Source organism: Pandoraea soli (genome assembly GCF_902459595.1).
GTDB classification, from domain to species: domain Bacteria; phylum Pseudomonadota; class Gammaproteobacteria; order Burkholderiales; family Burkholderiaceae; genus Pandoraea; species Pandoraea cepalis.
The window spans coordinates 93026-107989 of the sequence record NZ_CABPSG010000011.1 but is presented as its reverse complement, the minus strand read 5'-3'; the positions used below and the strand labels follow the sequence as shown (position 1 = coordinate 107989).

General features: G+C 61.7%; 16 protein-coding genes. All 16 read right to left on the bottom strand.

The genetic code is table 11. The annotated features are described in order from the left end of the window. Positions 1 to 16 precede the first annotated feature (16 nt). The 16 genes from PSO31014_RS17895 to PSO31014_RS17820 all read right to left on the bottom strand — a co-directional run bounded on the left by PSO31014_RS17895 (position 17) and on the right by PSO31014_RS17820 (position 14815). Complete coding sequence (locus PSO31014_RS17895; RefSeq protein ID WP_150552847.1) at positions 17 to 400, bottom strand: response regulator; 384 nt, start codon at positions 398 to 400, stop codon at positions 17 to 19. 17 nt (positions 401 to 417) lie between these two features. Further along, the gene (gene motB, locus PSO31014_RS17890) at positions 418 to 1395 is read right to left on the bottom strand and encodes a flagellar motor protein MotB (RefSeq protein ID WP_017233808.1); all 978 of its coding nucleotides are present in this window, start codon (positions 1393 to 1395) and stop codon (positions 418 to 420) included. 12 nt (positions 1396 to 1407) lie between these two features. After that, on the bottom strand, positions 1408 to 2268 hold the full coding sequence (gene motA, locus PSO31014_RS17885; protein ID WP_017233809.1) for a flagellar motor stator protein MotA: 861 nt from the start codon (positions 2266 to 2268) through the stop codon (positions 1408 to 1410). Positions 2269 to 2384: 116 nt separating this feature from the next. Then, the gene (gene flhC, locus PSO31014_RS17880) at positions 2385 to 2960 is read right to left on the bottom strand and encodes a flagellar transcriptional regulator FlhC (RefSeq protein WP_150552846.1); all 576 of its coding nucleotides are present in this window, start codon (positions 2958 to 2960) and stop codon (positions 2385 to 2387) included. A 65-nt stretch (positions 2961 to 3025) separates the two neighbouring features. Then, positions 3026 to 3343, bottom strand: a complete 318-nt coding sequence (gene flhD, locus PSO31014_RS17875) for a flagellar transcriptional regulator FlhD (protein WP_150552845.1) — start codon at positions 3341 to 3343, stop codon at positions 3026 to 3028. Between the two features lie 558 nt (positions 3344 to 3901). Next, positions 3902 to 5113 (bottom strand): Bcr/CflA family multidrug efflux MFS transporter, encoded by a 1212-nt coding sequence (locus PSO31014_RS17870; protein ID WP_150552844.1) that lies wholly within the window; start codon positions 5111 to 5113, stop codon positions 3902 to 3904. Positions 5114 to 5217: 104 nt separating this feature from the next. Next, positions 5218 to 6936, bottom strand: a complete 1719-nt coding sequence (locus PSO31014_RS17865; RefSeq protein ID WP_150552843.1) for an AMP-binding protein — start codon at positions 6934 to 6936, stop codon at positions 5218 to 5220. Between the two features lie 391 nt (positions 6937 to 7327). Further along, a complete protein-coding gene (locus tag PSO31014_RS17860; protein ID WP_017233814.1) occupies positions 7328 to 7744 on the bottom strand; it encodes a F0F1 ATP synthase subunit epsilon in 417 nt (138 codons plus the stop codon). Positions 7745 to 7891: 147 nt separating this feature from the next. Further along, a complete protein-coding gene (atpD, locus tag PSO31014_RS17855) occupies positions 7892 to 9283 on the bottom strand; it encodes a F0F1 ATP synthase subunit beta (RefSeq protein WP_150552842.1) in 1392 nt (463 codons plus the stop codon). Positions 9284 to 9344: 61 nt separating this feature from the next. Next, positions 9345 to 10232, bottom strand: a complete 888-nt coding sequence (atpG, locus tag PSO31014_RS17850; protein ID WP_150552841.1) for a F0F1 ATP synthase subunit gamma — start codon at positions 10230 to 10232, stop codon at positions 9345 to 9347. Positions 10233 to 10320: 88 nt separating this feature from the next. Beyond that, positions 10321 to 11862 carry a F0F1 ATP synthase subunit alpha gene (gene atpA, locus PSO31014_RS17845; protein ID WP_150552840.1) on the bottom strand — a complete coding sequence of 514 codons (1542 nt, stop codon included), beginning with the start codon at positions 11860 to 11862 and terminating at the stop codon, positions 10321 to 10323. 50 nt (positions 11863 to 11912) lie between these two features. Continuing rightward, positions 11913 to 12443 carry a F0F1 ATP synthase subunit delta gene (locus PSO31014_RS17840; protein WP_150552839.1) on the bottom strand — a complete coding sequence of 177 codons (531 nt, stop codon included), beginning with the start codon at positions 12441 to 12443 and terminating at the stop codon, positions 11913 to 11915. A 2-nt stretch (positions 12444 to 12445) separates the two neighbouring features. Beyond that, entirely contained in the window at positions 12446 to 12916 is a 471-nt protein-coding gene (locus PSO31014_RS17835) for a F0F1 ATP synthase subunit B (protein WP_017233819.1), read from the bottom strand. Positions 12917 to 13041: 125 nt separating this feature from the next. After that, positions 13042 to 13308 carry a F0F1 ATP synthase subunit C gene (atpE, locus tag PSO31014_RS17830; protein WP_017233820.1) on the bottom strand — a complete coding sequence of 89 codons (267 nt, stop codon included), beginning with the start codon at positions 13306 to 13308 and terminating at the stop codon, positions 13042 to 13044. Between the two features lie 85 nt (positions 13309 to 13393). Continuing rightward, the gene (gene atpB / locus PSO31014_RS17825; RefSeq protein ID WP_017233821.1) at positions 13394 to 14242 is read right to left on the bottom strand and encodes a F0F1 ATP synthase subunit A; all 849 of its coding nucleotides are present in this window, start codon (positions 14240 to 14242) and stop codon (positions 13394 to 13396) included. Between the two features lie 69 nt (positions 14243 to 14311). Then, positions 14312 to 14815 (bottom strand): ATP synthase subunit I, encoded by a 504-nt coding sequence (locus tag PSO31014_RS17820; protein WP_150552838.1) that lies wholly within the window; start codon positions 14813 to 14815, stop codon positions 14312 to 14314. Positions 14816 to 14964: the final 149 nt, after the last annotated feature.

Below are 14964 nucleotides of genomic sequence, written 5' to 3'. Positions count from 1 at the left end.
GCCATCGACGACATCGTCATGCGCCTTCGCCGACGAGCGAGCCCACTACGTCGACCAATGCCTCGGGGTCGACCGGTTTGATCAGCCAGCCGCTGGCGCCCGCTTCGCGGGCCGCGGCTTTGTACGCGCCGTCGACTTCGGTGGTGAGCACCAGAATCGGCGTTTCGGCAAACGTGTCGAGTTCGCGCAGCGCGCGAATGAGCGACAGGCCGTCCATGCCAGGCATGTGCTGGTCGGTCAGCACCAGATCGAACGCCGTGTTCGACGCGAGCGCCAGGGCCTCCTGCCCGTCGCGGGCAGTCGTCACGGCGTAGCCGGCCTCGTCAAGCGTGGCCGCCAGTATCTGGCGCATCGACGCAGAATCGTCGACGGCGAGAATCGTGTTGCGTAGGGCCTGCATGCGTCTCCTCTTGTCCGTTATCGCAGAGCGGCGTCGGGTGCCGCCGGGGGGGCAGGCGGCGCCGGCAGCTCGCCGTTGATGAGGGCGTTCACGGCATCGCTGCCGGCGCCGCGGGCGTTCGCTGCGTCGATCGTCGGTTGGTCGGCCTCACGCTTGACCGACTGCTCCGCGCGCCGATTGAGCACGATGATGCTGATGCGGCGATTGATCGGGTTGTACGCGTTATCGCGATCAAGCGGCACGGTGGACGCCAGGCCCACCACGCGCAGCACCTTCTCGCCATCGAGACCGCCGGCAATCAGTTCGCGACGCGACGCGTTCGCGCGATCGGCCGACAACTCCCAGTTGCTGTAGCTCTTGTCGCCCTGTGCGTAGGCCGTGGCGTCGGTGTGGCCCGACAAACTGATGCGGTTCGGCATGTCGTTGAGCGACTTGCCGATTTCGCGCAGGATGTCGCGCATATACGGCTGCACCTGCGCGCTCGCGTTGGCGAACATCGGCCGGTTCTGGTCGTCCACGATCTGGATGCGCAAGCCCTCGGTCGTCACGTCGATGAGCAACTGCTTGCGGAACTGCTTGAGCGTAGGATTGTTTTCGATCGCCTTCTCGATGCGCGCCTTGAGTTCGCGCAAACGCTGCGCTTCGGCCCGCTCGGCCAGCTCGGCTGACATCGCCTGACGCGATCTGGCTTGATCGCCGCGCGATTTCTGGCCGTCGGTGCGCGTCGTGTCGGGGCCACCGCCGGGAATGACGCCGCTATTGTCTGCGGCGTTATGTCCGCCGGAGAGTGCGACCATGAGCGGCGTGCGGAAGTATTCGGCAATCCCCGTCAGCTCCTTGCTCGTCGCGGAACTGAGCAGCCACATCAGCAAGAAGAACGCCATCATCGCCGTCATGAAGTCGGCGTACGCAATCTTCCACGCGCCGCCGTGATGGCCGTGCGCGCTGCGCGCGCGGCGCTTGACGATGATGGGCCGCTCTTCTTTCTCGCTCATTGCTGCGACCCGTCAGCGTGCCTTGACCTGTCGCACGTGCTCTTCAAGCTCGGCGAACGACGGACGGACAGTGGAATACAACACCTTGCGGCCGAACTCGACCGAGAGTGCCGGCGCGTAGCCGTTCAGACTGGCGAGCAGCGTGACCTTGATGCACTCGTAGAGCTTCACGGATTCGTTGATGCGGTGTTCGATGAGTTGCGCCAGCGGCGAGATGAAGCCGTAGGCGAGCAAAATGCCGAGGAACGTGCCCACGAGCGCCTGGGCGATCAGCGCGCCCAGCACCGCCGGCGGCTGGTCGGCCGACGCCATCGTGTGCACCACGCCCATCACGGCCGCCACGATACCGAAAGCGGGCATGGCGTCGCCCGTCTTCTGCAGACAGTGCGCGGGGACTTCGCCTTCATGACGGTACGTTTCGATTTCGTGATCCATCAGGTTCTCGATCTCGAACGCGTTCATGTTGCCGCTGACCATCAGGCGCAGGTAATCGGTGAGGAATTCCATGATGCGCGGCTCGCCGAGAATGCGCGGGTACTGCGAGAACACCGGGCTCGATGCCGGGTCTTCCACGTCGCCTTCGATGGCGAGCATGCCGTCCTTGCGCGCTTTGGCCAGCAGCACGTACAGGAGCGCCATCAACTCCATGTACAGATCCTTGGTGTATTTCGAGCCCTTGAACAGCATCGGCAGCGCTTTCATCGTCGCCTTGATCGCCTTGCTGTTGTTGCCCACCACGAACGAGCCGATGCCCGCGCCACCGATGATCAGCAGCTCAGTCGGCTGAAACAGCGCGCCCAGGTGGCCTCCGCCCATGACGAAACCGCCAAAGACCGATGCCAGAACGATGATGTAACCAATGACGACAAGCACTGCCGGATACCTCTCGCAAAAATACGTCTACGGAAAATTGTCCGTCCTGTTCAGAGGGCTTAACGGCAGACACGCAGGGAAACTGTAGGGGGTGCGACCTCGTGACGTAGGCTTGCCTAGGCGGCCAGCGGAGAAATATCGGTGACCGGTGCCAGATCGGCCGCATGCGCATGCTTCGCCTTGCGGGTCTTGCCGGCGCGCGACGGCGGCTGGCAAAGCCCGCAAACGTACTGGCCATGCGGTTCATGGGCGTGCGTGACGAAATGTCCGCTGCAGCGCGTGCACGGCGTCATCTGCAACATCTTGCTGTCGAAGAAGCGCACGAGCGTCCACGCGCGTGTAAACCCGAGCACCGCTTCCCAGTCATGCAACTCCACATGCTCCATGTACAGGCGGTACGCCTTGACGATGGCTTCGATGCCCTGGCACCCGCCGTGCTGCACCAGGTGGCGATAGATATTGTGGAAAAGCGACGAATGGATGTTGGGCAGCCATGTCACGAACCAATCGGTCGAGAACGGCAGCATGCCCTTGGGCGGCGATGCCCCCTTGAGTTCTTTGTAGAGTTTGATGAGCCGGTCACGGCTCAGGCTCGTTTCCGCTTCCAGCAACTGGAGGCGGGCGCCGAGTTCAATCAGCTCGATGGCCAACTGAATTTCACGGGCCTCGAGAACGACGCTTTTGGTACGCATGGGCAAACTTCCTGGCAAGTCACGCGAAGCGCCGCCCACCGGGCGGCGTAGCGTGCGTGGCGTGCTTAGCCGATCTGCTCGACGGGTTGCCCCGCCAATAGAATCGAAGCGTGCGACTGCTGCATACCCACGTCTTTCGCACTGTGCGTGAGACTCGACAGCATCACGTGGTCGTCAAAGCGAAATCGGCACAGAAGCTGGTTCGACCCCGCGAATTTGACGAGTTGAGCCAAGGTGAGACGGCCGAGCACGTCGGCCAGTTGGTCGCTGATCCCCATGCGGAACATTGCCGTGGCGCGATCCTCACGGATCAGGCGCTGAGCCAGGACGAGATAAGAGAGATTCAATTCACGAATCTCATTGAGTGTTTCGTTGTTTCGCATGCGGCCCCCCGGCGCAATGGATGGATCTGGCGTACGACTGCCCAGTCCCTCGCATTGTGGGCAAGGGCGAAAGATAAAGAAATCGGAGAAAAACTACGTGAGGCAGTGAGAAAAGCGGAAGTTTTTTGTAGGAGTTTTTCCTACAGGCGGGGCGCGAGCGTCCCCTTCGATGCGCTTGGGGATAGCGATCGGTGGCGAAATTATGTCGACGTCATGAAGACGTCATCAAGCTGCGCTTTACTACTTGACTGTATTTCGGCAGGCGGGTGCCGAACTTTAGCCATTCTTGCAAAAAATTTCCGGGGGCTTTGCAGGAGGGCTATGAATCGCACTTTGCCTATCGCGCCAGCGCGCGAACAGTTCAATTACAAACTGTTACAGGTGGCATGACCCGTTTCGAATGTCAGGGTTGGAAGCCAATTTCGCGCATCGGTTCCCCGAAAATCTTCGGCGTCGGCGTTCAACCGCCTTTCGCCCCCTTCCCGGTGTGGCGGGAATCCAACACTCGATGCTGCCGGGTGCGGCGGCGTTGGTGACTTTCGGCGACGTAGCGTGGGATCAAGCCGGTCCTGCGGCGGGAGGCGACGCCCGGGCTACGCGACGGATCAGTACCGTGTGGAAACACCACGACAGCACACCGCACACGGCCATGACGGCCGCCATCGGTACCGCCGAGCGGGCGTGCATCAGACCGACCGCGGCCCCGGCGCTCGCAGCGGCGAGGAACTGCAGCGCACCCAGCAGGGCCGAGGCCGCCCCGGCGCGTTGATGCTGCCGGTTCAGCGCTTCGGCCACCGCATTCGGCTGGGAAAAGCCCAGGCTCGTGACATAGGCGAACAGCGGCACCATCAACCCGACCAGTCCGCCGAGCTTCAGCGCCGCCACCGCCAGCATCAACAATCCCAGCACGGCGACCAGGTTGTTGGTTCGACGCAGCACGTCGGCCGGACGGCGTTTGCGCAACAGGTGGGCGTTGACCTGCGAGCCGGCAATGATGCCGCACGCGTTCAACCCGAAGAGCCAGCCGTAATGCGCCGGGTCGACCCCATACAGGTTGATGAACACGAAAGGTGAGCCGGTGATGTAGGCGAACATGCCCGCTTGGGAGACGCCCCCCGCGAGCGCATTGCCCATGAATTCGCGGTCGCGCACGAGTGCGCCGTAGTTGTGCCACGCCGTAGCGAGCCAATGGCGGGCCTGCTTTGCGGCCGCGCGCGTCTCCGGTAGCCAATAGACGGACATCGCGAAGCACCCGGCACCGAACACGGTCAGGCCCCAGAAGATCCAGCGCCAGCCGACGAACAGCAGGACTTGCCCGCCGATCAGCGGCGCGAGGATGGGGGCCGCGCCCATGATGAGCGTCATGCGCGACAGCACACGCGCGACGGTGCTCGTGTCAAACAGGTCGCGCGCCATCGCCCGCGCGATCACGAAGCATGCGCAGCCGCCCACCGCCTGAATGAAGCGACAGACAATCAGCGTCTCGATATTCGTGGCGAGCGCACAACCGGCCGACGCGATCGTATAGAGCGCCAGACCGGCGTAGAGCGGCCGCTTGCGCCCGTAACGGTCGGCCAGTGGCCCGTGCAGCAATTGACCCAGCCCGAGACCGATAAAGAACGACGCCAGCGAGAATTGCGCGGCGGCGTCCGTCGTATTCAATTCGCGCGCAATGCTCGGCAGCGCGGGCAGATACATGTCGATCGACAGCGAGCCGATGGCCGACAGAATGCCGAGAACGAAAACCGTGCGGAAGGTGTGGGCAGGCATGGCGCGAAACCTAGGGTAATCCCGAATCATACGGCATTGTCCCCGGGCGCGCTCAAAAAATAAGCAAAGGCCCGCCGGTCACGCGGGACCCGACCCGGCGGCGGTCAGGCTGTCTTCGCTTCCGACAGCCCCAGCGATTCGACCATCTGCTCGCGCATGACGAACTTCTGCACCTTACCCGTGATCGTCATCGGCATCTCGGTCACGAAGCGGATGTAACGCGGAATCTTGTAGTGCGCGATCTGATCCTGGCAGAAGGCGCGGATATCGTCTTCCGTCGCGCTCTGTCCCGGTTTGAGAATGATCCAGGCGCATACTTCCTCGCCATACTTCGCATCCGGCACGCCAAACACCTGCACCGCCTGCACCTTCGGATGACGGAACAGGAACTCCTCGATCTCGCGCGGGTAGATGTTCTCGCCCCCGCGAATGAGCATGTCCTTTACCCGGCCGACGATATTGCAATAGCCGTCCTCGTCGATCGTAGCCAGGTCGCCCGTGTGCATCCAGCCGTCGCGGATCGCCTCACGCGTGCGCGGCTCGTCGTCCCAATAGCCCTGCATCACCGAGTAGCCCTTTGTGCATAACTCGCCCTTTTCGCCCACCGGCACGATCTCCCCGGCAGCATCCACGAGTTTCACTTCGAGGTGCGGCTGCACGCGCCCGACGGTCGTCACGCGCTTCTCTAGCGGATCGGTCGTCGTGGTCTGGAACGACACGGGACTCGTCTCCGTCATGCCATAGGCGATCGTGACTTCGCGCATGTGCATTTGGCTGATCACGCGCTTCATCGTCTCGATCGGGCACGGCGAGCCGGCCATGATGCCCGTGCGCAGCGTGTCGAACCGGTAGATGTCGAAGTCCGGATGATCGAGCTGGGCGATGAACATCGTCGGCACGCCGTGCAACGCGGTGCAGCGCTCTTCCGACACCGCGGCCATCGTCGCCTTCGGGTCGAACGCCTCGCCCGGGAACACCATCGTCGCCCCGGTCGACACGCAGGCGAGCACTGCCAGCACCATGCCGAAACAGTGGTAGAACGGCACCGGAATGCACAGGCTGTCATGCTCCGAGAAGCGCATCGCCATGGCGATGTAACGGCCGTTGTTGACGATGTTGTGATGCGTGAGCGTGGCGCCCTTCGGGTTGCCGGTGGTACCGCTCGTGAACTGGATATTGATGGCGTCGAAGCAATCGAGCCCGTCGGTGATCTCGCGCAGCGCATCGAGATTGGCGTCCGCACCGAGCGTGACCACGTCGCTGTAATTCATCATGCCCGGCGTCACGCTCGAGCCCATGCGAATGACGGTGCGCAACGTCGGCAGCTTCGCCGAGTGCAATTGACCGGGAGAACTCTCCGCCAGCTCAGGCGCGAGCGTGTTGAGCATGTCGAGATAACGCGACGTCTTGAAGGACTCCGCGGCGATGAGCGCTTTGCATCCGACCTTGTTGATCGCGTATTCGAGTTCGGCCAGCCGGTACGCCGGATTGATGTTCACCAGAATCAGGCCGATGCGCGCCGTGGCGAACTGCGTGACCAGCCACTCCACACGGTTCGGCGACCAGATGCCCACGCGATCGCCCTGCTTCAGGCCCAACGACATCAGCCCGGAGGCAAACGTATCCACGTGCGCGATGAATTCCCGCCACGTCCAATCCACGCCCTGCTCGCGGAACACGACGGCCTGCCGCTCCGGATATTTCGCCGCCGTCTCGGCGAGCAGACCGAACACCGTCAGCGTCGATAGCGGAATGGTGGTGTCACCCTTCACATACGACAGTCCATTACGAGGTACAACGCCCGAACCTTCCCGGCTTTCCATGCGCTTGTCTCCTGAGGCAATGCTGAAGGGGTGAAATGCTGATGTTCGGCGCTCGCCCGCGTAAATGGCCCACCTGCCGTCTCATGGAACAACGGGGGCGCTAGTCATAACAATAGCGCGCGATGCTGACTTGACGTTTACGTTAACGGAATTCCGGTAACGGCACGAGTGGGGATGGCCCTGAGTCGCGCAAAGAATACGCGGGGCGGCGGACACGCGGGGCCCCCCGGTGGCGCGCAGGCGCCGAGTAAAACAAAAGCCCCACGCACTTGCATGCATGGGGCTTTTGGCCGCGGCGTGGCGATGGTCGTCGCGAAGACGGCCCCCGTTGCGCTACGGCGAGCATGGCGTACAGCGCCGACCGTGAGGCCGTCGCCGCAACCATGCGGCTTTACTTCACCTTGCGGAACTTCTGGATCGCAGCGAGTTGGGCGATGGCTTCGGCCAGTTCGGCTTGGGCAGTCGCATACTCGATGTTCGAATCCTTGTTCGACAGCGCTTCTTCGGCACGGCGCTTGGCTTCGGCCGCCTTGGCCTCGTCCAGATCCTTGCCGCGAATTGCGGTATCGGCGAGCACGGTCACCGTACCCGGTTGCACTTCGAGAATGCCGCCGGCCACGAAGACGAAGTCCTCGTTCCCTGCCTCGTCCTCGATACGCACCGCGCCCGGCTTGATGCGCGTGATCAGCGGCGTGTGGCCGGGCAAAATGCCCAGTTCGCCGGCTTCGCCAGGCAGCGCCACAAAGCGCGCCGGTCCGGAGAAGATCTGCGCTTCGGCGCTGACGACGTCTACTTGAATGGTTGCCATAATCGCTCCCGTTGAGTGTGATGAAGCGGCAGGCGCGCCAGTCCGGACATTGCCGTCCTCGCTTCGCTACCCCGCCCCGCAACAGTCACCTGCCGGCGTGCGGTGGCGTCTCTCGCGAGACCCCGCCGTCGCGCGGCACTCAACCGTTTACTGCATCTTCTTGGCTTTTTCGAACGCTTCGTCGATCGTGCCAACCATGTAGAACGCCTGTTCCGGCAGGTGGTCGCACTCGCCATCGACGATCATCTTGAAGCCGCGGATCGTTTCCTTGAGCGGAACGTACTTGCCCGGCGAACCCGTGAACACTTCGGCCACGTGGAACGGCTGCGACAGGAAACGCTGGATCTTACGCGCACGGGCCACGGCGAGTTTGTCGTCCGGCGACAGTTCGTCCATGCCCAGAATCGCGATAATGTCGCGCAGTTCCTTGTAACGCTGCAGCGTCGATTGCACGCGACGGGTCACCGTGTAGTGCTCTTCGCCAATCACGTTCGGGTCGATCTGACGCGAGGTCGAGTCGAGCGGATCGACGGCCGGGTAGATACCCAGCGAGGCGATGTCACGCGACAGAACGACGGTGGCGTCCAAGTGACCGAAGGTGGTGGCCGGCGACGGGTCGGTCAAGTCATCGGCAGGCACGTACACGGCTTGCACCGACGTGATCGAGCCGGTCTTGGTCGACGTAATGCGCTCTTGCAGCTTACCCATTTCTTCCGCCAGCGTCGGCTGGTAGCCCACGGCGGACGGCATACGGCCGAGCAGTGCCGAGACTTCGGTACCGGCCAGCGTGAAACGGTAGATGTTGTCCACGAAGAACAGCACGTCGCGACCTTCGTCACGGAAGTGCTCGGCCATCGTCAGACCGGTCAGCGCCACGCGCAGACGGTTGCCCGGCGGCTCGTTCATCTGGCCGTACACCAGCGCGACCTTGTCCAGAACGTTCGAGTCCTTCATTTCGTGGTAGAAGTCGTTCCCTTCACGGGTACGCTCGCCCACGCCGGCAAACACCGAATAACCGCCGTGTTCCTTGGCGATGTTATTGATGAGTTCCATCATGTTCACGGTCTTGCCCACACCGGCGCCACCGAACAGACCCACCTTGCCGCCCTTGGCGAACGGGCAGATCAGGTCGATCACCTTGATGCCGGTTTCGAGCAGTTCGGTCGACGGCGACAGTTCGTCGAACGCCGGTGCCTTCTGGTGAATCGAACGGGTGTGTTCCTTGGCGATCGGACCGGCTTCGTCGATCGGACGGCCCAGCACGTCCATGATGCGACCCAGCGTCGGCTTGCCGACCGGCACCGTGATCGGCAGACCGGTGTTTTGCACCTTCATGCCGCGGCGCAGGCCTTCGGAGGAACCCAGACAGATGGTACGAACCACGCCGTCGCCCAGCTGTTGCTGGACTTCGAGCGTCAGTTCCGACCCTTCCATGGTGAGCGCGTCGTAGATCTTCGGCATGCTTTCGCGCGGGAATTCCACGTCGATAACGGCGCCGATGCACTGTACGATTTTGCCTTCAATCAAAGCAGTACTCATCGCTTTTCCTTTAGATACTCAAATTCATTTCGCCTTGCGGCGCATCGGCCCGTGCCACCGCTCAGACTGCGGCGGCGCCACCCACGATTTCGGACAGTTCCTTCGTAATCGCGGCTTGACGACCCTTGTTGTAGATCATCTGCAATTCACCGATCACGGTCTTCGCGTTGTCCGATGCGGCCTTCATGGCCACCATACGGGCGGACTGTTCCGACGCCATGTTCTCTGCGACAGCCTGGTACACGACAGCTTCGACGTAACGCACCAGCAGGGCATCGACGACCGTCTTCGCATCCGGTTCGTAGATGTAGTCCCACGAATGCTGTGCCGGCACTGCGCTCGCGTCTTCCGACTCGCCCACGAACTTCTCGGGCAGCGGCAGCAGCTGTTCGACCACGGCTTCCTGCTTCATCGTGTTGACGAAGCGGTTGTAGGCCAGGTACACGGCGTCGAGCTTGCCTTCGGCGTACGCATCGAGCTGCAGCTTCACTGCGCCGATCAACTTGTCCAGATGCGGCGTGTCGCCCAGTTGCACGACATGCGATACCACCTTCGCGCCGATACGGTTCAGGAAACCGAAGCCCTTGCTGCCGATGGCAGTGGCCTCGATCTTCAGGCCATTCGCTTCGATGTCCTTCATCTTGGCCACCACGGCACGCAGCACGTTGGTGTTCAAGCCGCCGCACAGGCCCTTGTCCGTCGTCACCACGATGAAGCCGGCCGCTTTCGCGTCGGCATGCTTCACCATGAACGGGTGGTGGTATTCCGGATTCGCCTGGCCCATATGCGCGGCGATCTGGCGCACCTTGTCCGCGTACGGCCGGGCGTGACGCATGCGTTCCTGCGCGCGGCGCATCTTCGACGCAGCCACCATTTCCATGGCCTTGGTGATCTTGCGCGTGTTTTGCACGCTCTTGATCTTGCCGCGAATTTCCTTCATTCCAGCCATTGCTTACTCCTTGTCTCGGCGCGACGTTCGCTGTTGGCTGAACATCGCGCCTTCCCGGGTCCGTTGAACAGTTACCGATTCAACCGGATTAGTAAGCGCCGGTCTGCTTGAAGTCCTTGATCGCAGCGTGCAGGGCGGCTTCGTCGTCCTTCGAGAGATCTTTGGTCTCTTCGATACGGCCGATGAGCGCGCCGTGGCTGGTCTTCAGAACTTCGCGCAGACCCTTCTCGAACGGCAGCACCTGAGCGATTTCGAGGTCGTCCAGATAGCCGTTGTTGGCGGCGAACAGCGACACAGCCAATTCCCAGACTTGCAGCGGCTGGTATTGCGGCTGCTTGAGCAATTCGGTCACGCGGCGGCCGCGCTCGAGTTGCTTGCGGGTGGCTTCGTCCAGGTCCGACGCGAACTGCGCGAACGCAGCCAGCTCACGGTACTGTGCGAGGTCGGTACGAATACCGCCCGACAGCTTCTTGATGACCTTGGTCTGCGCCGCACCGCCCACACGCGACACCGAGATACCGGCGTTGATTGCCGGACGGATGCCTGCGTTGAACAGATCGGTTTCCAGGAAGATCTGACCGTCGGTAATCGAGATCACGTTCGTCGGAACGAACGCGGTCACGTCGCCGGCTTGCGTTTCAATGATCGGCAGCGCCGTCAACGAACCGCTCTGACCCTTGACTGCGCCCTGCGTGAACTTCTCGACGTACTCTTCCGAGACGCGAGCGGCGCGCTCGAGCAGGCGCGAGTGGAGATAGAACACGTCACCCGGGTAGGCTTCACGGCCCGGCGGGCGGCGCAGCAGCAGCGAGATCTGGCGATAGGCCCAGGCTTGCTTGGTCAAATCGTCATAAATGATCAGCGCGTCTTCGCCGCGATCGCGGAAGTACTCGCCCATCGTGCAGCCGGCGTACGGTGCGATGAACTGCATGGCTGCCGAGTCCGACGCCGTCGCCGCCACCACGATCGTGTATTCCATCGCGCCGTGCTCTTCGAGCTTGCGCACCACGTTCATGATCGACGAGGCCTTCTGACCGATCGCGACGTACACGCAGGTCATGCCCTTGCCCTTCTGCGAGATGATCGCATCGATGGCCACAGCGGTCTTACCCGTCTGACGGTCACCAATGATCAGCTCACGCTGGCCGCGGCCGATCGGCACCATGGCATCGATTGCCTTGATACCGGTCTGCACCGGTTGCGACACCGACTTACGCCAGATCACGCCCGGGGCGATTTTTTCGATGGCGTCGGTCAGCTTGGCGTTGATCGGGCCCTTGCCGTCGATCGGCACGCCCAGCGCGTCGACGACGCGACCCTTCAGTTCCGGGCCGACCGGCACTTCCAGAATGCGACCCGTGCACTTGACGGTGTCGCCTTCCGAGATGTGCTCGTATTCGCCCAAAATCACGGCGCCGACGGAGTCGCGCTCGAGGTTCAGTGCCAGACCGAACGTATTGCCCGGGAATTCCAGCATTTCGCCCTGCATCACGTCCGACAGGCCATGGATGCGGCAGATACCGTCAGTCACCGAGATCACGGTGCCTTCGTTACGGACTTCGGCGCCGCTCTCGAGACCTTGAATCCGGCTCTTGATCAGTTCGCTGATTTCAGAGGGATTGAGTTGCATATGTGCTCCTGATATTCAATTCTTGCCGTCGCAGTCGTATCGCGCCGGCCTCAGGCCGTCAGCGACGTCCGCATAGCTGCCAGGCGGGCGCGCACCGAAGTGTCCAGCACCTCGTCGCCAACCACCACACGCACGCCACCGATGAGCGACGGGTCTACCGTCACGCTCGCGTTGAGCTTGCAGCCGAACTTGTGCTCGAGGCCCTTGACCAAAGCGGTCAGTTGCTCGCCTTCGAGCGGGAAGGCGCTTTCGATCGTGGCATCCGCCGAACCGGAGGCAGCGTTCTTCAACGCTTCAAACTGTTCGGCGATCTCCGGCATGGCGGCCAGACGGCCGTTCTCGACCACAGCGGCGACGAAGTTGCGCACTTCGGCGTCGGTCGATTTCACGGCCGCAGTCAGCACATCGACAATTTGCGCCGGCGTGATTTTCGGATCGTCGGCCAGATTGGCCACTTCGGACAGCGCTGCCACTTGCGCCAGTTCACGCACCAGCCCAGACCAGCGATTCAGGTCGCCGGTCTTGGCCACGCGGAACAGCGCTTCGGCGTACGGACGAGCGATGGTTGCGAGTTCGGCCATGATCAGAGCTCTGCCTTGAGTTGGTTCAGCAGGTCGGCATGGGCCTTGGCGTCAACTTCACGCTTCAGGATCTGCTCGGCGCCCTTGACAGCCAGACCGGCAACGTCTTCGCGCAGCGATTCACGGACCTTGACGGCCTGGTTCTCGGCTTCGGCTTTGGCGTTGGCGATGATACGGGCGGCTTCGGCTTGCGCCTGGGCCTTGATTTCGTCGGCCACGGCCTGAGCACGCTTCTCGGCGTCGGCAATACGCTTCGCGCCTTCGTCGCGGGCTTCTGCGAGGGCTTGCGTGGAGCGCTTGTTGGCGGCGTCCAGTTCGGCCTTACCCTTGTCGGCGGCAGCCAGACCGTCAGCGATTTTCTTCGCGCGTTCGTCGATAGCCTTGATCAGCGGCGGCCACACGAACTTCATCGTGAACCATGCCAGGATCAGAAACACGACGGTTTGCGCGAACAGAGTTGCGTTTATGTTCACGGTGTTTCCTTTCGGTGATGCGAGTCGATTGGCAAAACAGCGCGCCCCATGGTGCCAGCTGGCTTGGGCGCGCCGTTCATGTCCAGTTGGCCGCGCGGATCATTGCGCGACCGGCCGAAAGAAACTTAAGCGAGCTTCGACAGCAGCGGGTTCGCGAACGCGAACAGCATGGCAACGCCCACGCCGATCAGGAATGCCGCGTCGATCAGGCCGGCCAGCAGGAACATCTTCGTTTGCAGCGGGTTCATCAGCTCGGGCTGACGGGCGCACGCTTCGATGTACTTACCGCCCATCAGCGCGATACCCAGGCAGGCGCCGATAGCACCCAGACCGATGATAATGCCGATAGCGATGGCGGTCAGACCCTGGATGTTGGCGATGAAAGCTTGCATGATTACTCCTTTTGGTTAGAGACTTGAAACTTTAAATTTAAAAAACTGTGAAACCGGGAAACACGTCACTACCTGCAACGACCGATCAGTGATGGTCGTGCGCCTGGCCGATATACACCAGCGTGAGCATCATCATGATGAACGCCTGGAGCAACACGATCAGGATGTGGAAAATCGCCCATGCGGTGCCGGCAATGATGTGACCGACAAAACCCAGCACCGACGCATCCGCGCCAAAGCTCCAGATGCCGCCCAACAGAGCGATCAGCAGGAACAACAGTTCGCCGGCGTACATATTGCCGAACAGTCGCATGCCGAGCGACACGGTCTTGGCACAGAATTCAATCAGGTTGAGCAGCAGGTTCGGGATCCACAGCAGGAAGTGGTTACCGAACGGTGCCGTGAACAACTCGTGCATGAAACCACCCGCGCCCTTGATCTTGAAGCTGTAGTACAGCATCAGGATCAGCACGCCAACGGAAATACCGAGCGTACCGTTCAGATCGGCCGTCGGCACGATGCGGTGATGGGTAATGATGTCGCCCAGACCGACCCACCCGATCACCTTTGACGGCAGATCGACGGGCAGCAAGTCCAGCGAGTTCATGAGGGCGACCCAGACGAAAACGGTCAACGCCAGCGGTGCAATGAAGGCACGATTGCCGTGCACGATGCTCTTCGACTGGTCTTCCACCATTTCGACGAGCATTTCGACCGCACCCTGGAACCGGCTCGGCACGCCCGAGGACGCTTTACGGGCAGCCAACCAAAGCACGAAGCAGCCCAAAACGCCCATCGCGATCGACCAGAACATCGTGTCCCAGTTGATGATCGAGAAATCGACGATCTTGGTTTGCGTCGAACTCGCAAGGTTTTGCAGGTGGTGCGAAATGTACTCCGACGGGCTCGGAGCGTGGCCGGCTTCTAATGACATAGCGATCAAACACCCAATTATGAAAATCCGCACACGGTAGCGTGTCGACGCGCGAGCGGATTCTCACCGCTACTTCAGTGCCATCGCAAGCCAATAGACTTTGAGCGTGAGCACGAAGGTGACCAGCAACGCTATCCAGTGAACTCCTGGGTAGCCGAAGGCTATGGCCACAAACAACGCAATCGTCGTTGCTACCTTGACCGCCTCTCCCACCATCAACGAACCGACGGAGAGGCGATCACCTGACATTCTTAGCCGCAGCGCAAACAATGCGCCCGGCAACCAACCGATCATTCCACCCAGCCATGCGGACACCGCCGCGTCTCGTGGCGATGCCGAGAGTAACCACCAGGCCAGCGCCGCTACCAGCGACAGCAGTACCTGGGCTCCCACCACCCTGAATGGAGTCACACGGGACACGCGCCCCACATCGGGACCGAACAGGCGCTCAGCCTGCGCACGTGTGAGCGGAACGATGGTTTCTTGCGCCTGCTCGTCGTCCCAACCCTCTGATGTTGCACGTGCCGGCGCTTGCGGTTTCGGTTCCAAGTTCGACCGCTTTTCGTCGGTCATCTCGTAGCCTCCCCGCCCGACTCGTGCAAAACGAATGGGCTCTTCAAGCAGATAAATCCGCGAGATTTTACGGGAAATTACGAACCCCAGTCAATCGAAACACGCAACAAATTCGCCGAAATTGTGCAGTGCATGCTCCGATTTGGCGC